This is a genomic window from Alteromonas sp. S015, assembly GCF_036864485.1.
Lineage (GTDB): Bacteria > Pseudomonadota > Gammaproteobacteria > Enterobacterales > Alteromonadaceae > Alteromonas.
In genome coordinates, this window is the sequence record NZ_JAZETO010000002.1 from 255,359 (window position 1) to 279,169 (window position 23,811).

At 44.4% G+C, this 23,811-nt stretch carries 24 protein-coding genes; 13 read left to right on the forward strand and 11 right to left on the reverse strand.

The window, feature by feature from the left end:
• Window positions 1–30: 30 nt before the first annotated feature.
• The 9 genes from V7R42_RS05155 to V7R42_RS05195 form a co-directional block, all read right to left on the reverse strand.
• Window positions 31–1,842 carry an ArnT family glycosyltransferase gene (locus V7R42_RS05155; RefSeq protein ID WP_334019135.1) on the reverse strand — a complete coding sequence of 604 codons (1,812 nt, stop codon included), beginning with the start codon at window positions 1,840–1,842 and terminating at the stop codon, window positions 31–33.
• Entirely contained in the window at window positions 1,839–2,516 is a 678-nt protein-coding gene (locus V7R42_RS05160; RefSeq protein ID WP_334019136.1) for a TVP38/TMEM64 family protein, read from the reverse strand. Before V7R42_RS05160 ends, V7R42_RS05155 begins: the two co-directional genes overlap by 4 nt.
• Window positions 2,506–3,243, reverse strand: a complete 738-nt coding sequence (locus V7R42_RS05165) for a glycosyltransferase family 2 protein (protein ID WP_334019137.1) — start codon at window positions 3,241–3,243, stop codon at window positions 2,506–2,508. The genes V7R42_RS05160 and V7R42_RS05165 overlap by 11 nt, the downstream gene beginning before the upstream one ends.
• Before the next feature lie 90 nt (window positions 3,244–3,333).
• A complete protein-coding gene (locus V7R42_RS05170; protein ID WP_438823632.1) occupies window positions 3,334–4,035 on the reverse strand; it encodes a hypothetical protein in 702 nt (233 codons plus the stop codon).
• Window positions 4,032–4,796 carry an FTR1 family iron permease gene (locus V7R42_RS05175; RefSeq protein ID WP_334019138.1) on the reverse strand — a complete coding sequence of 255 codons (765 nt, stop codon included), beginning with the start codon at window positions 4,794–4,796 and terminating at the stop codon, window positions 4,032–4,034. Before V7R42_RS05175 ends, V7R42_RS05170 begins: the two co-directional genes overlap by 4 nt.
• A complete protein-coding gene (locus V7R42_RS05180; RefSeq protein ID WP_334019139.1) occupies window positions 4,786–5,151 on the reverse strand; it encodes a cupredoxin domain-containing protein in 366 nt (121 codons plus the stop codon). The genes V7R42_RS05175 and V7R42_RS05180 overlap by 11 nt, the downstream gene beginning before the upstream one ends.
• A complete protein-coding gene (locus V7R42_RS05185) occupies window positions 5,135–6,424 on the reverse strand; it encodes a sensor histidine kinase (RefSeq protein ID WP_334019140.1) in 1,290 nt (429 codons plus the stop codon). The genes V7R42_RS05180 and V7R42_RS05185 overlap by 17 nt, the downstream gene beginning before the upstream one ends.
• 1 nt (window position 6,425) lies before the next feature.
• The gene (locus tag V7R42_RS05190) at window positions 6,426–7,091 is read right to left on the reverse strand and encodes a response regulator transcription factor (RefSeq protein WP_334019141.1); all 666 of its coding nucleotides are present in this window, start codon (window positions 7,089–7,091) and stop codon (window positions 6,426–6,428) included.
• 73 nt (window positions 7,092–7,164) lie between these two features.
• The gene (locus V7R42_RS05195) at window positions 7,165–7,986 is read right to left on the reverse strand and encodes a hypothetical protein (RefSeq protein ID WP_334019142.1); all 822 of its coding nucleotides are present in this window, start codon (window positions 7,984–7,986) and stop codon (window positions 7,165–7,167) included.
• 351 nt (window positions 7,987–8,337) lie between these two features.
• Between V7R42_RS05195 and rplM the strand changes: the two genes are divergently transcribed.
• The 12 genes from rplM to V7R42_RS05255 all read left to right on the forward strand — a co-directional run bounded on the left by rplM (window position 8,338) and on the right by V7R42_RS05255 (window position 20,977).
• Window positions 8,338–8,766, forward strand: coding sequence for a 50S ribosomal protein L13 (gene rplM, locus V7R42_RS05200; RefSeq protein WP_014948329.1), 429 nt, complete (start codon window positions 8,338–8,340; stop codon window positions 8,764–8,766).
• A 12-nt stretch (window positions 8,767–8,778) separates the two neighbouring features.
• A complete protein-coding gene (rpsI, locus tag V7R42_RS05205; protein ID WP_014948330.1) occupies window positions 8,779–9,171 on the forward strand; it encodes a 30S ribosomal protein S9 in 393 nt (130 codons plus the stop codon).
• A gap of 105 nt (window positions 9,172–9,276) precedes the next feature.
• Window positions 9,277–9,867: an RNA polymerase sigma factor gene (locus V7R42_RS05210; RefSeq protein ID WP_334019143.1), complete on the forward strand. Its 591-nt coding sequence runs from the start codon at window positions 9,277–9,279 to the stop codon at window positions 9,865–9,867.
• The gene (locus V7R42_RS05215; RefSeq protein WP_334019144.1) at window positions 9,867–10,847 is read left to right on the forward strand and encodes a FecR family protein; all 981 of its coding nucleotides are present in this window, start codon (window positions 9,867–9,869) and stop codon (window positions 10,845–10,847) included. The genes V7R42_RS05210 and V7R42_RS05215 overlap by 1 nt, the downstream gene beginning before the upstream one ends.
• Window positions 10,848–10,915: 68 nt before the next feature.
• Window positions 10,916–14,035 (forward strand): TonB-dependent receptor, encoded by a 3,120-nt coding sequence (locus V7R42_RS05220; RefSeq protein WP_438823637.1) that lies wholly within the window; start codon window positions 10,916–10,918, stop codon window positions 14,033–14,035.
• A 75-nt stretch (window positions 14,036–14,110) separates the two neighbouring features.
• Window positions 14,111–15,289, forward strand: a complete 1,179-nt coding sequence (locus V7R42_RS05225) for a M14 family metallopeptidase (protein WP_334019146.1) — start codon at window positions 14,111–14,113, stop codon at window positions 15,287–15,289.
• Entirely contained in the window at window positions 15,282–16,724 is a 1,443-nt protein-coding gene (locus V7R42_RS05230; RefSeq protein WP_334019147.1) for an amidohydrolase, read from the forward strand. The genes V7R42_RS05225 and V7R42_RS05230 overlap by 8 nt, the downstream gene beginning before the upstream one ends.
• Window positions 16,725–17,076: 352 nt before the next feature.
• Window positions 17,077–17,709, forward strand: a complete 633-nt coding sequence (gene petA, locus V7R42_RS05235; protein WP_049586157.1) for a ubiquinol-cytochrome c reductase iron-sulfur subunit — start codon at window positions 17,077–17,079, stop codon at window positions 17,707–17,709.
• Between the two features lies 1 nt (window position 17,710).
• On the forward strand, window positions 17,711–18,976 hold the full coding sequence (locus V7R42_RS05240; RefSeq protein WP_334019148.1) for a cytochrome b: 1,266 nt from the start codon (window positions 17,711–17,713) through the stop codon (window positions 18,974–18,976).
• Window positions 18,973–19,707, forward strand: a complete 735-nt coding sequence (locus V7R42_RS05245; RefSeq protein WP_105930680.1) for a cytochrome c1 — start codon at window positions 18,973–18,975, stop codon at window positions 19,705–19,707. The genes V7R42_RS05240 and V7R42_RS05245 overlap by 4 nt, the downstream gene beginning before the upstream one ends.
• 167 nt (window positions 19,708–19,874) lie before the next feature.
• The gene (gene sspA / locus V7R42_RS05250) at window positions 19,875–20,507 is read left to right on the forward strand and encodes a stringent starvation protein SspA (protein ID WP_012517332.1); all 633 of its coding nucleotides are present in this window, start codon (window positions 19,875–19,877) and stop codon (window positions 20,505–20,507) included.
• Window positions 20,504–20,977, forward strand: a complete 474-nt coding sequence (locus V7R42_RS05255; RefSeq protein ID WP_334019149.1) for a ClpXP protease specificity-enhancing factor — start codon at window positions 20,504–20,506, stop codon at window positions 20,975–20,977. Before sspA ends, V7R42_RS05255 begins: the two co-directional genes overlap by 4 nt.
• A gap of 185 nt (window positions 20,978–21,162) precedes the next feature.
• On the opposite strand, the gene V7R42_RS05260 is transcribed toward V7R42_RS05255, so the two are convergent.
• Both V7R42_RS05260 and V7R42_RS05265 read right to left on the reverse strand, forming a co-directional pair.
• Complete coding sequence (locus tag V7R42_RS05260) at window positions 21,163–21,993, reverse strand: spondin domain-containing protein (protein ID WP_334019150.1); 831 nt, start codon at window positions 21,991–21,993, stop codon at window positions 21,163–21,165.
• A gap of 12 nt (window positions 21,994–22,005) precedes the next feature.
• Window positions 22,006–22,821 carry a spondin domain-containing protein gene (locus V7R42_RS05265; RefSeq protein ID WP_334019151.1) on the reverse strand — a complete coding sequence of 272 codons (816 nt, stop codon included), beginning with the start codon at window positions 22,819–22,821 and terminating at the stop codon, window positions 22,006–22,008.
• 221 nt (window positions 22,822–23,042) lie between these two features.
• Between V7R42_RS05265 and V7R42_RS05270 the strand changes: the two genes are divergently transcribed.
• A complete protein-coding gene (locus tag V7R42_RS05270; protein ID WP_334019152.1) occupies window positions 23,043–23,795 on the forward strand; it encodes a response regulator transcription factor in 753 nt (250 codons plus the stop codon).
• Window positions 23,796–23,811: the final 16 nt, after the last annotated feature.

Genomic DNA, 23,811 nt, shown 5'->3' on the forward strand with positions numbered 1-23,811 from the left:
GTCCAAAATGTATAAGAACGCCCAAGCTAATTAATCGCTCGAGCCGTCATAGCTATTAAAAACTGGGCCATTAGCCGGTAAATCACAGGTAGCGTTCGCTGCAGTGGCAGGAAGCAATAACCATTCGTCACGGTGGGCTACACCCAGTGAAGTGGCTTGTGATAAGTCTACACATTGAAATTTGTAGTCACTTGGAACTAACAAAAAGCGTTGACGCATTGGCGGTCTAACCCGCTGGCCTGAAATATTTGTTAGCTCGCGCGAAGGCTCGGAAGTATCAGCCAGCCAAGCCCAAGCTGTACCGTTCTCTACCTCTTTCGGGGTATGGTAACCAAAATGAGACACTCCAAAAGGTGAATAAAGCAAATACTGTTCTTTAAAGCTGACTATCCCTACCTCGAAGGCAGTTGAATCCTTCGTCAACATATTACTTATGTGGCTTTCTGCATTTTGAAGAACTATACGGGGAGTACGGTAGTCGTTTAGCAGCCATGCACCGAATGTGGAAGGAATTACAGTTAAAATGAAAAGCCAAGCCAGTAATTGGCGGGCGAGTAATTCTCCATCCACTGTTTTGCGCTTTTTATTGTGAACATAGTAGACAATATGAGTACAAAGCCCAGCGAAACCGAGTGCAAGTAATACTATGCTTAAACGAACAAGGGTTTCGCTGTCGCTGTCAAAGCGCGTCATCAGCTTAACAGCGGTGGGCTCGTGAAAAAGCAGTGCTAAGCCAGCAATCAATAAAACGGCAGAGATTAACGAAGTAACTGCGCGTGCAAAAAGTACCAACCCTCTTGATACAGTTGAATTAGCAAGTACCTGACCTGCAACCATACTCAACGCAGGCAGTGCCGGTAGAACATAAACACCACGTTTACCTGGGCTGATACTAAAGAAAATGATGACCAACATTACCCATATAAACAGGGATGAGTAAGCGGGGTTGTGAATAAGTACATCTTTTAACGACTTAGCTTTTGATACAAGTATGGCAATTGGAGTTATCCAAAATACAGGAATAACTTCAACAATATAGTAATACCAGGGCTCTATGTGGTGCCAGGCATTGGTATATCGCTCAGCCGTTTGTTTAAACAAAATATTCGACAAGTATTGTTGTATTTGAGGCTCTTGTTTTATCAAGCCAAGATAAAGCAGAGGTGCAAGCCACATCGCCACAACTGAAAGCATGACTAAGGGGCCAAACAACATACGCAATGTCCACTGGCCGCGATGTGAGCCGCTGGTAAATGCGAAAAATGCAATGGGAATAAATAAAAGAACAGGTAAAAAGCCAACGCCTTTGGTTATGATCCCAAGCCCCATAAAGAACCATGCTGTAAAGTACCACCGCCAATTAACATGCACATAAAAGTGCTGAATGAGTCCGTAGACGCCAATCCAGATAAAGCAGGCGACAAGAGCATCTATTTGAGCAAATTTGGCTTGAATAAGAAACTGAGGGCTCAGTAGAAGTACGAGCATACTCAACATTGCCGCTTTTTCACTGGCAAGTCTTAGTGATAGCTTGTAGGTAAGCGCCAAAGTGACAAGGCTTGCGATAGCGTTAGGTAGGAGCATAGCCACCTTCAGGCTACCCGTTATAAGGTAAAAGAAGGCAATACACCACATAAACACAGGGGGCTTGTCCGGATAAATTTCGCCACCGCGCATGGGTACAAGCCATTGCCCGCTGTTCACCATCTCTTTTGCGACCAAGGCGAATCGAGGCTCATCGGGTGGCCAAGCATCTCTGAAACCCAGACCAATAAATATCAGAGCACAGGCAACAAAGAACAGGGTAGATGCATGGCTATTTAAATTAAGAGGAAGCCTCACGACGGCTCACTCCTACGAGAAATGCCTGATAAGGATAGAAGTAGAAGGAGGCTAATGATTAAGCCACCAATTTGCAAAGGCTGTTCGAGGGAGCTGACAAATCGAGAACCGCTTCCAAGCAAGGTAAACAAAAAAGTTTGAGGCGCAAAGCCGATTGCACTTGCAACAATAAACGGGACAAACGGAACGCTTAGCACACCTGCGACGGCGTTTGTGATTAAGTTTGAGCCTACAGGGAATAAACGAACAATTAACACATTGCGAAAACTTCGCTTGGCTAGTTTGTTTTCAACAGGTTTTAATTTTGAACCTAAAAGACGAACGGCGAGTGAGCGCAGAGGGCCATTTGCTAATGCGTAGGCTATACATGCAGACAATACCGTTAGCAACAAGGCAATTAATCCTCCCTGCAGTGCACCAAAGCCCACTCCGCAAAAAAAACTGACTGCCTGACGGGGGAAACCCATGGTTAAAAGCACCACACAACCACTTAGTATCATGCACAGCGATTGCCAATTCAAATTTGAAATATAGGCATTCAACCAATCTGTATCATCACCGTGCTTCCATACTTCACCAGTGACCTCAAACGACACATAGCAGATAAGCGCGATGCTTGCTGCCCCGATGAAAAACTGTATGTAGCTTTTGCGGCGGCGAATATTAGTCTTCATGACCAATTCCGCTGGCAATGTGATTAAGTTTGTTTCTGTACATTAGCCATCTAACGCCAAGCATATCAATGAGCCCTGCCCAGCCACGATTCCACGCGGTGTAATTTGATTTACCTTCTAAACGCGCGCGATGATTGACCGATACACATACCACTTCTCCCCCAAGCCTTTTAGTTAAAGCGGGAATATATCGGTGCATATGGTCGAAGTAGGGTAAAAGTAAAAATGTACTTCTTGGGAGGAGCTTCAAGCCACAGCCCGTGTCTGGTGTGTCGTCTTGTAGGATCCACTGGCGAACAAGATTGGCAACTTTAGACTGAAATCGCTTCCATGGGGTATCTTTTCGCTTTTTACGATGTCCGATAACGCAGAAGTGCGCTGCATTAGTGTCTTTAGCTGCGCGAATAAGTCGCGGTATATCAGCAGGATCATTTTGCCCATCAGCATCAAGGGTGATGATCCACTTTCCTTTTGCCTGTAATACACCGTGAAAAACCGAAGTGCTTTGACCGCAGCTCATAGGGTGGACGATGACACGACAACTTACCGGCAAGGTGTTCGAAAGGTTATGCAGTAAGGATAGTGAGTCGTCGCTGCTACCGTCATCAACAACAATAATTTCTGTTGTTGTATTTGGAACCACGTCTGCAATTTCTCGTAACAAAGCAGAAAGGTTTTTGGCTTCATTTTTAGCAGGTAAAACAACACTAACGTCAAACTGGTGCATAAGAATATTTGGTAAATCATCGAATGACGTGCACTTTAAATGTTGAACCTTAAGGAAAGCTTAAGTTGGGCGCTAAAGTGCAATCTTGCATTAAAATTCGTATTCCAACGACATGCGAAGTGTGTGATCTTTACTGTCACCATTTAGTCCGGCAATGAAGCCCAGTTCCCATTTTAACTGCTTCTGTCGGTCAAAGCGTTTTATCCCCATGAACGCTGGACCAACCCCGATAAAGTCCTCTGCTACATACATTTCCAATCCCGGTTGCACTTCAGGGATCCAGCGATACCTAAACTTGGCTTTAAATTCGCTTTCCCATTCACTTTCAACAGTTTGCCCCCATTCGTACACCAAGCTAATGTTAGTTGTTAAACTGAATTGGCCAAATTCTTTTTCTGTTAATATCCCCGCTTTCACTTCCCAGTCATCGGTATTGTGCTGCTTTTCCAGCTCAAACAGCGTTGCCCAGTCAGCCCAGTATCGCCCTTGTTCTGTCATCATCCAACGCAACTCTACTTCGTAGCTTTCTAAGCCAAAATCTTCATTTTCATCCCGCGCACCGACAAGGTATGTCTCGAGAATCATAAACTCTGAAAGTGCATGGCCGAATGAGAAGCGCTGCATTAAAACATTGCCATTGTCATTTTGCCTTGAGGTAAGTCGCCACTCAAACTCACGTTCAAAGGGTAATACATAAGGGTGATAAACCTTATCTACGGTAAAGTTATCTGCATAACCAACACTTGAAAACATGGCGCATAATGCGATAGCGGTAAGGAGAAAACGTCTCACTGTGCGACCTCCTGAATTTCATCAGAGCATCTTTTTTTTGAAGAAAAGAAAGCAATTAAATTAGGCACGATAAGTGCGAAGAAAAACACCAATAAATAGCTCGTCGAGGGCGTAGCCTCATAGCCAACGAGAGAATTCAGAAGATGACCATATTCGCTATTGTCGCTAATTATTGTGCTGCTATCCCATAGCTGCCTTGGCGATGGGAAGGTGTCAGTTTGTTCCAATAATAATGCGATATTAGCGGTTTGAGCTGCCACAAATGTGGTTGCAAAAAAATATGTCGCTCGCTTGCTAACAAAGTGGGTGAGCAAAATATTAAGTAGGATCGCGATGCTAATACTTATACCCAGACCAATGATAGTGCCCAAGAGCAATAACGTACTATCACTATTACGTGATAACTCGGAAACAAAATAAACTAAAAAGTGCAGCGAATTGGGTAAGCCAATACCTATTACTAGCAGGGTGAGGCCTAGACTGAACCTATTCGACATGCGTGACGGCCAAAGTGCAGCAAGGCACACACCCAACCACGCAATCAAAAACAGTATTGATTTGAGATACTCAAATCCTGCACCCTCAGATAGCTGCGAAACCAGTCCTAGCTGGGGGTATGTAAATACAGCGAGCAATACCAGTAGCAACACCCGCCACGCAACGGCAAGCGTGGACACACGCGGCAGCGCGAGCAATACACTAATAAGCAGGAATATGGGCAAGGTGTCACGCAAGAAGAGAACGACAGTATTAATTAGCATCCAGCGTATCCTCTTTGCTTTTAACTATTACCTTTCCTACTGCGCTATTAGGGTGAAACTCGCCGAAAAAAGGATACTCACCGGCTTTTAATGGGCCAATAAAGATGGTTCCTCGGCTTTTTGCAAATATCACTTTTTCTCTGTTCAACGAAAAGCTATCTATTTCTTCGGGGGTATCATCGAAATTGACAAAAGTTAACTTTACTTTTTGCCCTGCAGGCACAATCACTTCCTGAGGAAAGAATAAGTGCTCTTTAATTTCCACGACCACTTCAGGTAAAGCGAATGCCAGGGGCGTAAAAAAAGCACAAAGGGCTGAAAAATAGAACAAAGAAATCTTAGAGTATGTAGTCATTGGAAAATGCCACCTTAACTTCTAATCCTCCGAGCGAACTATCATTTAAAGAGAGCTCAGCCCCGTGTAATACAACGATTTGCTCTACAATGGCTAGCCCCAAGCCGCTTCCTGAATGAGGCGAGCTGTTAGATGCTCTTTCGAATCGGTTTAGCACGACAGCGCGCTGGTCAGCAGGGATGCCTGGCCCAGAATCGCAGACGCTTAAAATTAGCTCGTCTTTCCTTCGTTCAATCTTAATTATTATTTGTGCACCGCAAGGCGAGTACTTACTCGCATTACTCACTAAGTTTTGAAGCAAGGTGTAAAGAACAAATTGAGAACTTAGCAACCATGCTTCTTCTCCTTCCAGTGCTATTTCTTGCTTTTTATTTTCAATGGCGCCGTATAAATCACTAATTACCTCTTGCGCGACCACATACACATTTACAGGTTCTCGCTGTTCTGCAAACGTTTCTGGGCTTGTACGAGTAAGTAAAAGGAATTGATTTGCCGCGTGGATCATTCTGTCAGTGTCTGCTTTGAGCGGAGCCAACACGTGGCCTTTTTCACCTAACTCGTTCGCTATATTGTGAAGGTTTATTTTCATCACGCTGAGCGGAGTTCTAAGCTCATGTGCGGCATTTGATGCGAATTGCTGCTCTCGTTCGAATGCCGAATTCAGTCGCGTGAACATCGTGTTTAATGTAGTGACAACGGGACTGAGTTCACTGGGCTCACGGGATAACGCAATGGTAGAAAAATCATTAACCTGTCGGCTGGCAAGAAGTTTCGATAGGTGTTTTAACGGCGATAGCCCCCAAGTAATGCCAAAAAAGAGAATGAATGCTAGAATAGGCACACTCATTATAAAAGGGGTGATGGCGGCTACAGTTAGCGAGTCAGTTAACGTGAAACGGCTACTTACGGGTTGAGCCACCATATACCAGCTATCATTATTCGGGTTAAACCGGGTATGTACCCGCCAGCGTGTCCCCAGTGTGTTTACTTCAGAAAAGCCCTCGGAGAAGCTGGTTAACGGCGTGCTGAGCGCGTCAGTAGATGAACTAACCAGCTTACCTTGTTTCCATACCTGGAAGAAAAGTGTCTGTTGCTGAGTGCGAGTGCCGCTATCTACGTATGCGATTGCGCGGGATAGCTCAACTAACTCGTTATCCAACAAGGTATTTGCTATACCTAGCGTTGCACGGTAGCCTTTAAGTGCAGCACTAAATATCACTAAAACAAGCGCACTGATCAGTGTAAGTATTAGAAAGCGGCGAATTGAAGACAATTCACTCTCCCGATTTGGAAATGCAATAACCGACGCCTCGAATAGTCTTAATAAATTCAGGAGGCATTTTTTTACGCAAATTACTCACGTGTACTTCTATTGTATTACTTGCCACTTCCTCTCCCCACTCATAGAGTTTGTTCTCAAGCTGATCTTTGCTTAGTATGCGCCCTGCGTTTTCAATAAGCGCTTTTAATAGCATAAGTTCACGCCGAGGTAAGTGAACATTTTGGTTGTCGATAGTAAGCGTATGATGAGCAGTATCAAGGCTGACATTTTTAACACTAACAATGGTGTGAGATGCTGTGCTTAGGCGGCGTTCCAGCACTCTAATCCTAGCTAACAGTTCCTCTATTTCAAACGGTTTAGGTAAGTAGTCGTCGGCGCCTGCATCCAAACCCGATATTTTGTTCTGCGTTTTATCCCGTGCAGTTAAGATCAATACAGGAAGTGTTGCGTTTTTCTTTCGAATAGATTTTAGTACGTCGAGGCCATCTGAGTCGGGTAAACCCAAGTCAAGAATGACAATATCACTTTGGCCTGCTCTTAGCGTTGCAAGGGCATCTGCGCCTGAATAAACACAGTCTACCGTATAGTTGGCATTCTTTAGTGAAAGGGCAAGGGCGCTGGATAGCGGCCTATCGTCTTCGACAAGCAGTACACGCATAAAATACTCATTGATAAAAAAACAATCAAAACACTAAACGAGAAATCTTAAGAAAACCTTAAGTGCTTATTTTTTATTGGGACATTTCCTTTTTGAGTGCGCTAATCGCTAGCTCCCTGTGTTTGTCCCACCGTGCATAATTCAGTTGATAAGGTATCGTTGGGTTGTCGAGTTGATGAACTTTTCTTCTTTCAGTATCAGCTAGCAATTCAGCCTTTCTGTGTCCTTCAAAGCTATTGAAAATACGTTCGAGTTTCCCATTCTCTAGTATCCTGATAAGACCTAATCTCAATCTATTGGCCAGGGCTGGGTGATCTGGCCTAACGAAAAAGTACTCGTAGTTGGGATATTTTAGTAGATGGAACTGCTCTAAAGAGACGTGTTTATCTTGATGGCGTTCTAAATCTCGATGCACTTCGATGATATTGCGGGGAAAGGCGTCGACGAGATTGTGAGAGACCATTGAATACATTGAACCAAACCACAAGCTCCAATCTTCTCCTTCAACGTTAAATCCATTTGCCGTTAAGACGTCTATGTCCGGCCAATCAGAACCTTGGACCATTGTGAGGTTTCTCAGCGTTCGGCTATCAACGTCTTTGTGAAGTTCGTTCTGACGAGCAGGATGAATAACAAAAACCCTAAGGCCAGCAAAACCTTTGAGTAAGGGAAATCTAATAGGTATTAGCTTCTGTTCCCGCGCTTTATTCGTTACGCTCCATATTACATCAGCCTCCCCGTTTAATAGGGAAGCCACCTGACGACTTTGCGTCATGGGCTGGGGATGAGGAACAAGTGTTATGTCGCCATACTCCTTAGTTGCCTCAAATATAGCATTGAGCACAGCTACTTGGTAATTGCCGTAATCATTATCAGCAAACGCACGTGTGTACACCAATTCCTTAGCGTTTACAGCGGGTGCGAGTAGTATGGAAAGCATCATTATTGAAGCTAAGAAGCGGGGCGTTTTCATTTTTGTTTTTATAACGGTTCCAAATATAACAGTTCGACGTTACCTCAAATCAGTTTCTATGTCATCGGCAGATGATGGAATTTTATCCATATTTTTTGTTCTAAGGGGTTCGCATTTCCTGCAATTCCTGTATAATTCGCGCCCTGCCCAGTTACGCCCACCTTTGGGAAGGTGGAAGAATCAGCCGGCTCGAAGGGGTCATTGTGTTGATTTTAAGGTGATTTCTGGTGTTCAGAAATCAGTAACGACGATATTATTCGGGTGAATTTGAAAATGAAAACTTTTGTTGCTAAGCCAGAAACGGTACAACGTGACTGGTATGTGGTAGACGCCACAGACAAAACTCTAGGCCGTTTGGCTTCTGAAATCGCACTACGCCTTCGTGGTAAGCACAAGCCAGAGTACACGCCTCACGTGGACACTGGTGATTACATTGTCGTAATCAATGCTGAGAAAGTTGCGGTAACAGGCCGTAAAGCGCAAGACAAAATGTACTATGCGCACTCTGGTTACCCAGGTGGTCTTAAAGAGACAAACTTTGAAAAACTAATTGCTCACAAGCCAGAAATGGTTATTGAAAAAGCAGTTAAAGGCATGTTGCCAAAAGGCCCTCTAGGTCGCGCAATGTTCCGTAAAATGAAAGTTTACGCAGGTGCAGAGCACAAGCACACCGCACAGCAACCACAAGTTTTGGACATTTAAGGAGCTATTAACATGGCAGATACTCAATACTACGGCACAGGCCGCCGCAAAAGTTCTACTGCTCGTGTGTTCCTACGTCCAGGCACAGGTAGCATTAAAGTAAACCAACGCGCTCTTGACGAGTACTTTGGTCGTGAAACAGAGTGCATGGTTGTTCGTCAGCCACTTGAACTTGTTGAAATGACTGAAAAATTTGACGTATACATCACTGTTAAAGGTGGTGGTTCTAACGGTCAAGCGGGTGCAATCCGTCACGGTCTTACTCGTGCTCTTATGGAGTATGATGAAGCACTACGTCCAGCACTTCGTAAAGCTGGCTTCGTTACTCGTGACGCACGTCGCGTTGAACGTAAGAAAGTTGGTCTACACAAAGCGCGTAAGCGTCCACAATTCTCAAAGCGTTAATTTTTACGCTTTTTGTATTGCAAAAACCCGGCTTATGCCGGGTTTTTTATTTTTTACATGCTGAAAAGGTGGAGGGTTTTAGTTTAAGCTGCGTATAAGTATTTATTGAATTCTAACTATGTCGAAAATGTGAAAGTAGTTTATCTCAACGCCCAGCCGTCTGTAACGGCCTCAGAACAAGACGACAATTCATCTCTGTATGCGTTAGTACGAGAGCATGAGTCAGCGTTACGACGTTTTATTCGCGTTCGTGCCAGGGGTAACACACATGAAGTTGAAGATATCCTACAAGAAATGTACGCAAAGTTATTTTCAATGGACGGACTGGCTGCCAAGTCAGAGGAGCGACAAGATACATTTCGAAGCTTTCTTTTCACCGTCGTTGCCAATTTGATTATTGATCGAGAGCGCAGAGCAAAAGTTCGAGCGCATGATGCCCATGAAAGTTTCTCTGAAGCTGACCATGGAAAAAAAGACCATGGACCAGAAAAGCAAGCTGGGATTTTCGAAAAACTCTCGGAAATTGAGCATGTTCTAAATGGTATTAATCCTTACCACAAATCTGCATTTATACTATGTCGTGTAGAGGGGAAATCCTATCGTGAAATTAGTGATATGTTAGGCGTATCAGTAAGCACGGTCGAGAAATATATAGCAGCTGCGCTGACTGCAATCAGAAATAAGGTTTTAGATTAATGAGCTCTGAAATTAATAGGCAAAACTTTATCAGTCAGCAGGCAAGCGAATACGTAACTCGCTTGTATAGTGGAGAGCTAACAGCAAAAGAAGAGTTAGAAATTACCACTTGGTGTGAGGCTAGCGATGTCAATCGGGCGGCGTTTGAACAAGCATTAGCCATATGGGAAGTCGCTCCAGAGCTATCCCAAAAAAGCAGCTGGCGAGACAAGCTTGAAAGACGCTTTTATCATTTAAGATATTTTGCAGCTAGTGTCTTTTTGGTAGCCGCATGCTTCCTGTTATTTTTGAAAAGTGAAAGTACAGCACCCAAAGAATCATTGAATATTGAACAGCACTATGCGACAGCCACTGGGGAGGTTAGTAATATAGGTCTCTCCGACGGTTCTCAAATCACACTAAATACTGCCACTGAAATTAAAGTCAATTTAACACGCAATAAAAGAGAGTTATGGCTAGAAAAAGGGGAAGCTTTTTTTGATATTGCTAAAGATAAATCTAGACCCTTTCTTATTTACACAAACGCTAAAACTGTCAGAGTGGTGGGGACTAAGTTCAACATAAAACTATCTGAGAGTGGATTCGACATTTCCGTGTCTGAAGGTGTCGTCGCGGTAGAAAGTGATAACCCGCCCACAAGCGTGCCCGAACATACACCTCTTTACCTTGAAGCAGGGGCTGTTGCTTCTTTCAAAGCATCTAGTTCACTCGTTACGAAAAAGAATGATGAAAAAGTTGAAAAAGCGCATAGCTGGCGGTCAGGATACTTGCGTTTCGACGACGAACAGTTAGCGCATGTGATAGACAGTTTTAATCGTTATAGAAGCAAAAAAATTACAATTGATGAAAGTGCTGCAAACCTCAAAATTAGTGGAGTATTTAAACTCTCAGATGGCGATGCGATTCTGACAGCATTGGAAGCAACATTGCCGATACACATTGAGGAAACTGAGAAAAATATAAAAATAGTGAAAAAATAGCGGAGGCTTTTAATTCTGGCTGCGTATTAATTAGAGAACGCATAATAAATATACAAGGAGCAGCCATGATGTTGCCGAAAACAACAAGTACACTCGCACTTTGCATTGCGCTAGCTATATCAAACGGTGCAAATGCAAAACCAATAGAAGACCTCTCTATAGAAGCCACCACACTCGATAATGCATTGTTACTATTGGCAGAAAAGAGTGAAATTCAAATACTGTTCTCAGACGAAAAAATTAAACGCACTTCCGTCTCGGGTGTATCAGGCGACATGAGTGTTGAGGAGGCGCTTTCACGTCTACTCAAAAACAGTAATTATATCTATAAAAAGACGTCCGACAGTACGTTTATTGTTGTACCTCAAGACAACTCTCCTAACTCTCCTTTGAAGAAACAACGTGACGATAGGTCACAAAGCAAGCAACCTAAACAGGAAGCCAGCGTTGAGAAAATTCAAGTAACGGGATCTAACATTCGCGGAATGCAAGACACGGGGGCGCTCCCAGTCACTACTATGTCTTCTGAAGATATTGATGGACTTGGATTAACAAGTGGCGCAGAAATTCTTGCAGAGTTACCTCAACAAGGCGCTGTAAACTTTAATAGTGAGCGAGTTGTGGGTGGCGTGAATGATGCTCGTGGCGATGTATCATCTATTAACTTAAGAGGAGTTGGTACGGGTTATACGCTGACTCTATTAAACGGCCGTCGTCTCGTGCTACATCCCGGAACACAAGCTGAAAATTTAGTTCCTGTCACGACCGTCAACTCTAACACCCTTCCAGTTAAAGGTTTGAAGCGAGTGGAGGTGTTGAGGGATGGTGCGGCCGCCATTTACGGTACCGACGCAATTTCTGGTGTTGTCAACTATGTTCTCGATGAAAAGTATGTCGGTGCGGAGATTCAAGCGCAGTACGGAAGTAGTCAAGGTACAGGCAGAGACCAAATTAATCTTTCCGGCGCAGCCGGGTGGTTATTTAATGACAACCGTACTCATGTAACTTTTAGCGGGGGGTACTACCACAGAGATATGGTGATGGCTGACGAGCGAGCCTATTCTGCAACGTCAGATCTGCGTGATTACTTCGCAGTTCCTGAAGACTTTCTTGGAGATACTCAACTAGACAACCGCACGACCGTTACGCCTTGGGGGGAGTTTTCATCAGACTCGCTTGGAACCTTTCATCTTCAGCCCTCGTCTTTTGGTGATTGCGCTGCGGTGGTGAATAACGATGTATGCGCTGCTTCAGGCTCTACACCTAGAAGTTTGCGTTTTGACTCAAATAGTCAACGCAGTCTAAGTTCAGAAGTCGATAGACTCAATCTATACACCTTAGTTAATCATTATTTGAATGACGATATCGAAATTTATGCAGAGGCGCTTTATTACTCAGCAACCGCTAAACGCATTCGTGAACAGTCGGGAAATTTAACGGCCCAACGCTTTACTGTGTCTGCTGATGCATTTTATAACCCATTTGGAGAAGAGGTTACCGTTCGTCGCTACCGTCCAATAGATACTGGACCAAGAAATGTAGAAGTGGATGACTATAGTTATCGACTTTTAGCAGGCACGCGCGGCTACTTAGGAGATTGGGATTTTGACTCAGCAGTATTGTATTCGAAGGCAAACACCCTTGATTCTGCAAATCGTATCAACACGACCCTTTTTCAAGAAGCTGTCAATAGTACAGATGAATTAACAGCATACAATATTTTTAGTGGTGCTAGTTTAAGTGCGCCTAACTCCGCTGATGACACTGTTGTCTCTCAATCTGTAATCGATAGTTTTATGGTTAACGTTGAGCGCGAATCTGAAACTGAGCTTGCTTCAATCGATGCCAAAATTTCCAGACCAGACCTGTTTTCTATGCCTGCTGGCGAGGTTGGGTTTGCTGCGGGGCTGGAATATCGCTATGAGAGTTTCTTTGATAAGCGTAGTGACGATTTGAATGGCACGTTGTTTTTTACTGATCTAGTCGGCCTGACATCCACAGAGATTGCAAGTCAGGTTTTGGGTAGTAGTCCAACGCCAGATGCTAGTGGGAGTAGAAACGTCGTATCTGCGTTCGCTGAATTTGCGATTCCACTCATTGCTGATGCACCGCTAATAGAGAGCTTAGACTTACAGGTTGCCGGGCGTTATGAAGACTTTTCTGATGTAGGAAGTGTGTTTAAACCTAAGTTCGCTTTAGCGTGGAGAGTAAACGAGAATGCGTTGTTTCGCGGTGCATATTCTGGCGGCTTTAAAGCGCCAGGACTACCACAAGTGACCGCAATTGATGTTGCAAGGTCTAATACGCGAGTAGATCCAGTTACTCAAAGCAATAGAGGTACCTTAGAGCTGAGAAATGGAAGTGATACGCTGAGTCCCGAAGAAAGTGAAAATTATTCGTTTGGTGTAGTTATTACACCAACTGAGAACTTAACGCTTACTGTCGATTGGTGGGAGATAAAGCAGGAGAATACGGTTGGGATCTTAAATAGCCAAACCCAAATTCTCTACGATGCATTACTTCGGTCTCAAGGTAGCCAAAACGACAACGTTGTGCGTGATGAAAATAACGAGATTCTGTTTGTTCGCAACGACTATACAAATCTACTTCCCCGAGAAATTTCTGGTATCGATTACGGTATTGATTACAGATTGGAAACAGATATAGGTAAGTTCTCAATCAACTTAAATGCAGCAAATCTGAAGAAATTTGATCAAGGATCTGACGCGATAACGGATATCGTTGTTGCGGCGCAAAACGCGGGCAATGAAGCGCTTTTGTTTGAAGGAGAGCAAGTCTCTATTTTTGGGAGCAATGGCTCGTTAATAAGACAAAATGAACGCCCAGAATGGCGTGCTAACCTTGCTTTAACTTATTCGGTGGGAGCAGTTAGAGCAGGATTGAAGTACCGATTCGTGAGCGATGTTGAAGACACAAGTCTGAACTACACCAATGATGAAGGTGAGTTAGTGACTTATGTGATAGACGATTGGTCGACGATTGATGCTTTTTTCAGTTATACGTTCAGTAAGAACGCACTGCTTAGTGGGACCACTAAATTAACATTAGGTATGCGAAATCTAACTAATGAAGAGCCGCCATTTTCAGATGAGACGTTTGGGTTCAATAGTGCATTGCACTCATCGATGGGAAGGTACACTTATGCAACGCTAAATCATAAGTTCTGATCAGCGTTCAGAGTTTAAACACCCACTAACTCAAAAGGGCGTTCTTTCTGAGCGCCCTTTTCTTTGGAGAGATCTATGATTCGAGTATTATTATTCGCTTTTTCGTGCTTATCCTTACCCGTAGCAGCTTGTAATTTCATTAACGTTACTTTTGAAGCGGGCTTTGAAGGCGGAAGCTTAGATAGCTGTGAGCTCACTGACAACGGAGAGTATGTCTTATCATTTTTACCAGAAGACAAACCCATCAACCCAAGTCCTTGGTTCTATTTTAGTGCCACATCAAAGCATGAGTTGAAGCTAAAAATAGTGCTTAGTTTTGATGGTTATTCGCCAAGATACCTGCCGAAAGTGAGCAGTGATAAAAAGCATTGGACACCTATACCTTTTGACACGGACGAAAGAGGGATGATTATTACTTTAGAATCCTCTAATGAGCCCCTTTTTGTCACAGCTCAGCCACCCATCTTGAATGAGCAATATCAAAATTGGTTGAAGGAAAAACAAAAAGCGTTTGATTTTGAACTATTTACTATTGGCAATTCCACTAAAAATAGAGCTATAGATGCTTTTACACTATCACGCCCAAGCAATAATGAATGGGTAATTTTCGTAGGGCGCCAACACCCTCCTGAAGTTACAGGGGCTGTAGCAATGTTCTCTTTTTTAGACGAGTTCTTAAAGCAAACTGCTAACGAAAGTCAATTTTTGTCGCGGTTTAACGTACTCGTGGTTCCAAATATTAATCCTGATGGCGTTGCTAATGGTCACTGGCGTCATAGTCTTGGTCATAAGGACCTCAATAGAGATTGGAACGAGTTCTCTCAGCCCGAGACCGCTTCAGTAAAATCATTCCTGGATAAGGTGTCAAACAGCGGTGGGAAAATAGTTTTTGGTATGGACTTTCACTCTACACACGGTAACGTCTTTTATACAATTCCTTCGACTGAACCGCTAGCGCCCAGTGAATTGGTAGTAGACTGGTTGGATGAGCTACAGAGCAAAACTAAAGGTGTATTTAAAGTCGTTGACAAGCCGGGCACATCACCAGGTAAGGGGGTATTTAAACAATTTATCGCTGACACATACAAGGTCCATGGTGTGACCTACGAAGTAGGAGATAATGAGCCCAACGAAAAAACGCGATATGTAGCAAGGAAAGCCGCGAGAGCTTTGATTCCCGCTTTGCTTTCTGTTCCACCTGGAGGTTTTGACATTCAAGGTACAACAGTGAAAGGTTCAAAAAATAATGAATAAGTTATATTTTGCTAGTGCGTTGATGCTTCTGTCTGACGTTGTATTAGGTGCACAATTCGATACAGAGAAGCCAAATGAACAGGCTGTATCTTTTTCGTATAAGAGCGAGATGAAAGGCTTGGCTCAAGCTTTGTGGAGCGAGCCTGAGCTTGGCTTTTTAGAAGAGAAAAGCACAAGTTTGATGCAAGAACTACTTTCTAAACGCGGCTTTTCTGTCACACAAAAAGTGGCAGGCATGCCCACCGCGTTTATTGCGGAATACGGAAATGGAAAGCCGATTATTGCCCTGCTAGCAGAAATGGATGCACTGCCAGGCATGGGGGTAGAAGCGAAGGCCCACAAAGAACCAGTAATGAAACACGAGGTAGTACAACCTGGTCATGCTTGTGGGCATAATTTGTTTGCAGGTGGTGCAGTCGGCGCTGCTTTGAATATCGCAGACTTCTTAGATAGGTCCTCGACAACGGGGACAGTGAGAATCTATGGTACTCCTGCGGAAGAGGGGGGCTCTGGAAAAGTATATCTCGCACGTGCAGGTGAGTTCAAAGACGTGGACGTTGCGTTACATTGGCACCCTTCCGATTCATCAAGCGCTTCTCCTTCATCATCACTTGCAAACAAAAGTGGCAAGTTTCGATTCTTTGGAGAAGCAGCTCATGCAGCAGCGGCGCCGGAAAAAGGGCGTTCTGCCCTAGACGGCGTTGAGGCAATGAACATGATGGTAAACTTGATGCGTGAGCACGTGCCAGACGGAACAAGGATTCACTACGTTATTACACATGGCGGCACTGCGCCAAACATCGTGCCTGATTATGCAGAAGTTTATTACTACGTGAGATCAGCGAAACCGGGCGTGGTTTTGTCGCTTTGGGAAAGGCTGGAGTTAGCTGCTGAAGGCGCGGCGTTGGGAACGCAAACTAGCGTCGAGTCTGAAGTTACGGGAGGTGTTTGGAATGTGCTTCCAAATGTGTTTCTCTCTTCACTAATGCATGATTTACTCGTTGAAACGCCTCAAATACCACTTACCAACGACGAAATTGAGTTTGCTAGAAAAATGAGCAATACCCGCGATATCGCATTCGATATATCAACGCATGGTGCGCCTCAGAATTTTAGTTCCGACATAACGGTATGGTCTGCATCTACCGATGTCGGAGATGTTAGTTGGCAGGTTCCTACTGTTGGCCTTTCCACTGCAACGTGGGTTAAGGGTACACCACCTCATACTTGGCAAGCGTCATCAATGAGTGGTATGGGAATAGGCTATAAAGGTATGTATCAAGCAGCAGAGGTGTTGACGAAAACAGCAATTACCCTACTTAAAGAGCCATCTTACCTTGAAAAGGCTAAAAATGAATTCAAAACCCGTTCATCAACCGGGCAATACATACCAATGATTGGCCAGAGAGCCCCAGCGTTAGACTACAGAAAATAACGAACTAGTGTTGAGTACAGCACTTTTCTAGCTAACAATGTTTTAATAATGAATCAAGAATTTGCTTAAATATAGGGCAATTTCTTGATTTTACTCATATCACTCGCTAATTCTCTATCTAGGCGCTAGATTAATTTATCGCTTAAATATCAGTAAAACCTTGTGTTTATAAGGGCTTTTCTTTTATCATTTGCGGTCGAAAATTTTGAAAACTTTCGTGACCTCGTAAACCAGTAAATTTTTACTGGTACGTTGCTGTCATGACAAGCCATATGATGCATGACGCAAGCGTGATAAAACCAGTATAAGCTTGGGTTACACATCATAATTATCCAAACCTGGAGAAATGTGGATGAGCAATGTATCTGTAGATGCAACAGAGTCTGCACACAATGAAAACCAGCCGGAAAACAACACTCGTCGTCGGTTCTTGACCGTTGCCACGTCGGTAGTTGGTGGTGTAGGTGTCGTTGGTGCTGCTGTGCCTTTTATTGCGTCCTGGAATCCAAGCGCCAAAGCGAAAGCCGCCGGTGCTGACGTTGAAGTAGATATCAGCGGGATTGAGCCTGGACAGTTAGTACGTGTGATGTGGCGAAGCAAGCCTGTATGGATTGTACGTCGTACGCCCGAAATTCTTGAAGAACTAGGCACACACGAAGATAAGCTGAAAGATCCTAACTCTGAAGCTGAGCAGCAGCCTGCCTTTGCTCAAAACCGTTTCCGTTCAATGAAGGAAGAGTACCTAATCCTTGTAGGGATCTGTACTCACTTAGGTTGTTCTCCACAGCATCTTAAAGACGGTGCATTTGAAGAAGTAGTTGAAGGCGTTCCAGATGGTTTCTTCTGCCCGTGCCATGGTTCAAAATTTGACATGGCTGGACGTGTATTCCAAAACGTTCCTGCTCCATTGAACCTGGTTGTACCGCCATATCAATTCGTTGATGACAATAACATCATCATCGGTTCAGAAGCGGAGGCCGTGTAATATGAATGCTTTCCTAGGTTGGATTGAAGAACGCATCCCAATGATGCGCGTTGCGAATATGCACGCTCTTCAATATCCTGCTCCAAAGAACATGAACTTTTGGTATGTGTTCGGTTTTCTAGCAACTATTGTTTTGGTGAACCAGATTGTTACTGGTATTTGGTTGACCATGAACTTCGTTCCATCTTCAGAAGGCGCCTTTGCTTCTGTTGAATACATCATGCGTGAGATCGACTACGGTTGGATCATCCGTTACATGCACAGTACTGGCGCATCGGCGTTCTTTATTGTGGTATATTTACACATGTTCCGTGGCATGATTTACGGCTCTTACCAGAAGCCTCGTGAGCTTCTATGGGTGTTTGGTATGTTTATTTACCTAGCACTTATGGCAGAAGCTTTCATGGGTTATGTACTGCCTTGGGGACAGATGTCTTACTGGGGTGCACAGGTAATTGTATCGCTATTCGGTGCTATCCCTGTTGTTGGTCCTGACCTGGTTATTTGGCTACAGGGTGACTACGTTATCTCTGGCGCAACACTAAACCGTTTCTTCGCACTACACGTTATTGCGTTGCCTTTGGTTATTGTTATTCTTGTGTTCCTTCATATCATCGCACTTCATGAAGTGGGCTCGAACAACCCTGATGGTATTGCTATTAAGCATAAGAAAGGTTCATTACCTGAGTCTGAAAAGACGAAGTATGAAATTCACGAATACTACACAAGCAAGTACGACATTGCTGATGACGTATTGCCGTTCTTCCCGCACATTGTACTTAAAGACCTTGTGGCGTTCTGTGTATTCTTAGCATTGTTTACTTACGTGCTCTTCTTTGCCCCTGAAATGGGTGGTAAGTTCCTTGAGCATCCTAACTTTGAAATTGCGAACCCGTTGAAGACGCCCGAACATATCTTCCCTGTATGGTATTTCACGCCGTTCTACGCCATTTTGAAGGCGGTACCTGATAAGCTATTCGGTGTATTAGCAATGTTCGGTGCCATTGCCGCGCTATTTGCCCTGCCTTGGGTAGACCGTGGTCGCGTTAAGTCATGGCGCTACCGTTGTGGCCTACACAAAGTTAACCTTATTGTGTTTGCAATTGTGTTTATCTTCCTAGGTTACCTAGGTGGTACACCACAAGAAAACTGGAAGATCATTGCATCGCAAGTTGCTACGGTAATGTACTTCGGTTTCTTTATCGCACTGTTCTTGTACAGCAAAAACGAAAACACGAAACCTGTGCCAGAGAGGATTTCTAAATGAAAAAAATGATGTGCTTTTTAGCCTTCTTCCTACCTGGCGTAGCGCTTGCGGCAGGCGGGAACGTACACCTGGATAAAGCGCCTATCGATTTAACCGATAAGGCGTCTTTACAACGCGGTGCACAATTGTTCATGAACTACTGCTTAGGCTGTCACTCAATGAAGTATCAGCGCTATCAGCGTTCATTCCAAGACTTGGGTATTCCTGACGAATTAGGTCAAGAATACCTTCAGTTTACGGGTGAAAAAGTGTCTGATTACATTACGCGTGCAATGCCTGAAGAAGCTGCTGCTGGCTGGTTCGGTGCTGCTCCACCAGACCTAACGCTAGTGGCTCGTGTTCGTGGTGAAGACTGGATTTACACTTACCTGCGCTCTTTCTATGTTGACGAAAGCCGCCCATTTGGTGTGAACAACACAGTATTCCCAGAAGTAGGTATGCCACACGTACTTCAACCACTTCAAGGTACGCCAACACGTACTTACGAAGAGCAAATGGTTGATGGCGAAATGGTTAAGCGTTATGTAGGTATTAAGTCAGATGGTACTGGCGCAATGTCTCCTGACGAGTACGACCAAGCCGTTGCCGATATCGTGAACTTCCTAGAGTACACCGGTGAGCCTTCAAAGCTTGAATCTCAAAAAATCGGTAAGTGGGTACTTATCTTTATCGCAGTATTGTTTGTATTTGTTTACTTACTTAAGAAAGAATACTGGCGAGAAGTGCACTAATCGCACAGATTTATGTATAATATGAAAAGGGGGCTTCTCGCCCCCTTTTTTGGTATTTACTCGTGCTACCTGAAAACCCTTCTAAATAGAGTCTTCAGATAGCACGAGTTAACGTAATAAGCTTACCACTTGTAAGCGTAAACTTGTTTCTCGACGGAGGAAATTGAATGGCCGTAGCCGCGAATAAACGTTCTATTATGACGTTGTTCTCTGACACAATTGATATTTATAGCCACCAAGTGCGTATTGTGTTGGCAGAAAAAGGTGTGGGTGTTGAAATCAGCTACACAGATCCTAGCAACTTGTCTGAAGATCTGTTGGAGCTTAACCCTTACGGTACTGTTCCAACTCTAGTTGATCGCGAGCTTGTACTTTACAAGTCGCACATCATCATGGAATACCTTGATGAGCGTTTCCCTCATCCACCGCTTATGCCGGTTTACCCTGTATCTCGTGGTCAGAGCCGCCTAATGATGCACCGCATCGAGCAAGACTGGTACTCGCTTGCTGCCCGTATTTTCCGCGGCGAAGGTGACGTAGAAGCAGCACGTAACGAGCTGCGTGAAGCCTTGCTATCGCTTGCGCCTGTCTTTGGTGAAATGCCCTATTTCATGAGCGAAGAATTCAGCTTAGTGGATTGCTACCTTGCTCCGCTGTTGTGGCGTTTACCTGCATTAGGTATCGAATTAAACGGTGCTGGCAGCAAAGAAATTAATGCTTACATGAATCGTATTTTTTCTCGCAGCTCTTTCAAAGCGTCTTTGACTGACCAAGAGCGTGAGATCCACAACCCGCTATGACATCTATGACGTCAAACCAGCCCTATTTGCTTAGGGCTTTTTATGAGTGGATTGTTGATAACGACTTAACGCCGTACATTGTGGTAGATGCAACCAACGAGTTGGTTGAAGTGCCGCAGGAATTCGTTAAGGATGGTCAAATCGTCCTTAACGTATCACCTAGTGCGTGTGTTAATTTTTCTCTCGATTTAGATGGCTTATCGTTCCAAGCGCGCTTCTCAGGGCAACCCAGAAGATTAATTATGCCTTGTGAAGCGGTAATGGCTATTTACGCAAGAGAAAATGGTGCAGGAACTGTATTCGCCACTGAAGAAGATGTGGCTCGTGCGCAGCAAGAGCGCCCAGAAACATCTGAAGATGTGTCTCAACCTAGCGGCCCAACGTCGCTGGAAGACGCTGATGCAAGTGACGTAAAAGACGCACCTGTTCCACCGAAAAAGGGTAAACCTACCCTCAAAGTTATTAAATAGCCCATTAAATAGCTGATCAAACAACGTATTAGCCTGGCTTTGTGAAGTTTATCTATTCAGCAAAGCCAGCGCTTATCTTTCTTATTCACGTTAAGTTTTATCTCCGGTTTCCACGTCGCACTAAAGCAAAAACACCCATTACTCGCGTAATAGGGCGTTTTCACGGTGTACTGCCTTTTCACCAGTTAACGGGTTCGGGTTATCACCACGCGACTGGTTGGAAAATCAAAGCGATGGGCTTCGGTTAACACTGACGTAGATAGCCCTTCACGGCTTGGGTCATTAGCGTTTGCACTAGTGACTACACCTTGGTGAAGTCTTACTGCATCGGCAAGATCATCCCTCACCACATCATAGCCCGCAGCTTCTCCGCCGCCACCCGCTGCACTAGCGGCAGGGCCTGGCATAGTAGCAGCCGTTTCTGTGTTTGCTTCTGTACCCGCATCCCAAGTCACTGTCATAAATGTTTTTATATCACCCACCGCCATGTTGCTTACATTTGCAGCGTTTAAGCCGGTGAATGCATCGTTAGTGTTGACCAGCATGGTCGTTACCGTAAGGCGCAGGTCGTCAGCATCGAGTTCTGGAACCACAAGAGTTAGTTCTGTGCCCATTGAGCGAGGGCCCAATATGCCCCCCGAGTTTTGCGCATCCAAAAAGTCCGTGGAGTCCATGGCTTCAGTAATAACCATAGAGGGGTCACCGCCCTCAGCCATAATTTCAATGCCCATGGTGGCTGGCTCGCCCTCATTAAATGAATGGAAGCCTGACTCGTGTAATATGACGGCGGCAGGTGCAAAGGGCTGGGAGTAGGTTAAGTTGGTAATTTGTACGGTATAAACCGCTGAATTACCGTTGATACCATCTTGTCCGTCCGAACCGTCTTGTCCATCAGCACCCGCTTCCCCTTGGGGGCCAGCCGGACCTTGCGGGCCGGTATCGCCATCGTCTCCACAGGCAGTAAGCAGTGCTGAAAATAACAATAATGTACTGAGTTTTATTATTGAATTATTCATTATCTTGGCTCCTTATGGGGCAGGAACAGTAATAACAACGCGGGCAACTGGGTTTAACCAACGGTGTACGGTAGAGTCCAGATCACTAGCACCAGCGGCGCTATCAGTATCGCCAAGCGCATTGCGGTGAATGTGTACAGGGCCATCTTCACCATCTTCAATTTCGCCATTAACGATTTGTGCACCCACGCCCGTGCCACCTGTACCCAAATCAACAATACGAGTAGGAGCACCACCACCGGCAACACCCGGAACGCCATATCCACCCAGCGCATTTCCGGTCCCAGCTTCAACAACATCTGTACGGGCACTATTTAGTTCATCGTTAAGCTCAGTACCGGCATCGTATGCATTAAGGTAATAAGTATAGGTACCCGGCTCGGTTGGAATTTCAATACTGTCCATACCAACAAAAGCGTCGTTAGTAGGTATTAGCATGGAAAGTAGCGAAAGATATGGCTTGCCCATAGTATCGAAGGGATAGCTTAACGTCGCTTTCGGCGCGAGAAGCCCGCCAAAACGGTGCCACGTATTTGAACCATTGTCGGTATCAACAGGGCCGAGTAACGCTTCAAAGTTTGCGCCGCTTGAATCGGCGTTTTGCTCATCGTCAATCACACCAGCTTCAGCCAACCACGCCAAAGCTGACGATGCTGGTTGCCCTACTTCAAAGGCATCGACGGTGTCATCGTGGGCAATGACTAAGCGCGGTGTAAAACTCTGCGCCTGAGTCAGGTTGGTAATCTCAATATCTAAAGTGACAGCTTGGCTTACTGATACTGATGCTAGTGACAGCAACGTCGCACTGGCAAGTTTAGTGAATTTCATTTTATTGTCCTTGTTTATGGCTTAAATCGCATAAAAATTTAGGGCAGTAAAATGTCCAATTCATCACAGAAGTCTCACAAAAAACATACAGATTCGTCTCAACAAATAACGATGCTGTTATAAATTCTGAAGTTATGTTTTTTATAAAAAAATGATATTAACGCGGAATTAAACAGCGAACGCTCCGGTCTTGTTTTTTATTGGCGAATTAGGAGCGAGATATGATCCTTATCATCTACAGTGGAAACAAGTTTCAACACAACATATCGCAATGCTTAAGTGAGCATTGCTTTCTTTACGACGCTGTCTCTAATTTTCAATCCGCAGAGTCTTTACTTAAGGCGCAACATTATTCGCTTATCATTGTTGAGTCGCATGGAAATATTACGTGTCTTCATCGTATAAAAAGCGTGGTAGAGACAAATCCGGAAAGTTGGGTGATGGCAGTGGAAAGTGACGCGACGGCAGAGGACACGGCCGACGCGGAGGTAGATGAAGCAAATTACTATGAAATAGGCGTAGATGATTACCTATCAGGACCATTTGATGCACGCATGTTTACTGCCCGTATTCGCTCGCATATGCGCAGAAGTATACCTAACCAAGAACATTTAAAGCCATCTCAAGGTAACGAAGCGCGAATTGACATAGGTCCTCTCAGAATAGACCAGCGTTATCATAGTGTAAGCATAAATGGCCAAACACTGTCTTTAACGGCCAGAGAATTTACGCTACTGGAGTATTTTTGTCGTCATCCAAATCAAGTGTTTTCTCGAAATCACTTGCTCAGTGAGGTGTGGGGCTACAATCATGAAGGCTACGAACATACGGTGAATACCCACATCAATCGATTACGCACCAAACTTGATAAAATCAACAGCATTAAAAATGGTGGACAGCTAGTAGAAACCGTATGGGGTGTGGGTTACAAATTGAATGTTAATGGGTATACAGCGAGAGCGCTTATTGCCTGAGTATTTTTAAGCTGAT

Coding starts and splice junctions, on each gene's coding strand:
- V7R42_RS05160 (WP_334019136.1), bottom strand. CDS start 2,516: ATGAAGACTAATATTCGCCGCCGCAAAAGCTACATACAGTTTTTCATC.
- V7R42_RS05165 (WP_334019137.1), bottom strand. CDS start 3,243: ATGCACCAGTTTGACGTTAGTGTTGTTTTACCTGCTAAAAATGAAGCC.
- V7R42_RS05175 (WP_334019138.1), bottom strand. CDS start 4,796: ATGCTAATTAATACTGTCGTTCTCTTCTTGCGTGACACCTTGCCCATA.
- V7R42_RS05180 (WP_334019139.1), bottom strand. CDS start 5,151: ATGACTACATACTCTAAGATTTCTTTGTTCTATTTTTCAGCCCTTTGT.
- V7R42_RS05190 (WP_334019141.1), bottom strand. CDS start 7,091: ATGCGTGTACTGCTTGTCGAAGACGATAGGCCGCTATCCAGCGCCCTT.
- rplM (WP_014948329.1), top strand. CDS start 8,338: ATGAAAACTTTTGTTGCTAAGCCAGAAACGGTACAACGTGACTGGTAT.
- rpsI (WP_014948330.1), top strand. CDS start 8,779: ATGGCAGATACTCAATACTACGGCACAGGCCGCCGCAAAAGTTCTACT.
- V7R42_RS05215 (WP_334019144.1), top strand. CDS start 9,867: ATGAGCTCTGAAATTAATAGGCAAAACTTTATCAGTCAGCAGGCAAGC.
- V7R42_RS05220 (WP_438823637.1), top strand. CDS start 10,916: ATGTTGCCGAAAACAACAAGTACACTCGCACTTTGCATTGCGCTAGCT.
- V7R42_RS05225 (WP_334019146.1), top strand. CDS start 14,111: ATGATTCGAGTATTATTATTCGCTTTTTCGTGCTTATCCTTACCCGTA.
- V7R42_RS05230 (WP_334019147.1), top strand. CDS start 15,282: ATGAATAAGTTATATTTTGCTAGTGCGTTGATGCTTCTGTCTGACGTT.
- petA (WP_049586157.1), top strand. CDS start 17,077: ATGAGCAATGTATCTGTAGATGCAACAGAGTCTGCACACAATGAAAAC.
- V7R42_RS05240 (WP_334019148.1), top strand. CDS start 17,711: ATGAATGCTTTCCTAGGTTGGATTGAAGAACGCATCCCAATGATGCGC.
- V7R42_RS05245 (WP_105930680.1), top strand. CDS start 18,973: ATGAAAAAAATGATGTGCTTTTTAGCCTTCTTCCTACCTGGCGTAGCG.
- sspA (WP_012517332.1), top strand. CDS start 19,875: ATGGCCGTAGCCGCGAATAAACGTTCTATTATGACGTTGTTCTCTGAC.
- V7R42_RS05255 (WP_334019149.1), top strand. CDS start 20,504: ATGACATCTATGACGTCAAACCAGCCCTATTTGCTTAGGGCTTTTTAT.
- V7R42_RS05260 (WP_334019150.1), bottom strand. CDS start 21,993: ATGAATAATTCAATAATAAAACTCAGTACATTATTGTTATTTTCAGCA.
- V7R42_RS05265 (WP_334019151.1), bottom strand. CDS start 22,821: ATGAAATTCACTAAACTTGCCAGTGCGACGTTGCTGTCACTAGCATCA.
- V7R42_RS05270 (WP_334019152.1), top strand. CDS start 23,043: ATGATCCTTATCATCTACAGTGGAAACAAGTTTCAACACAACATATCG.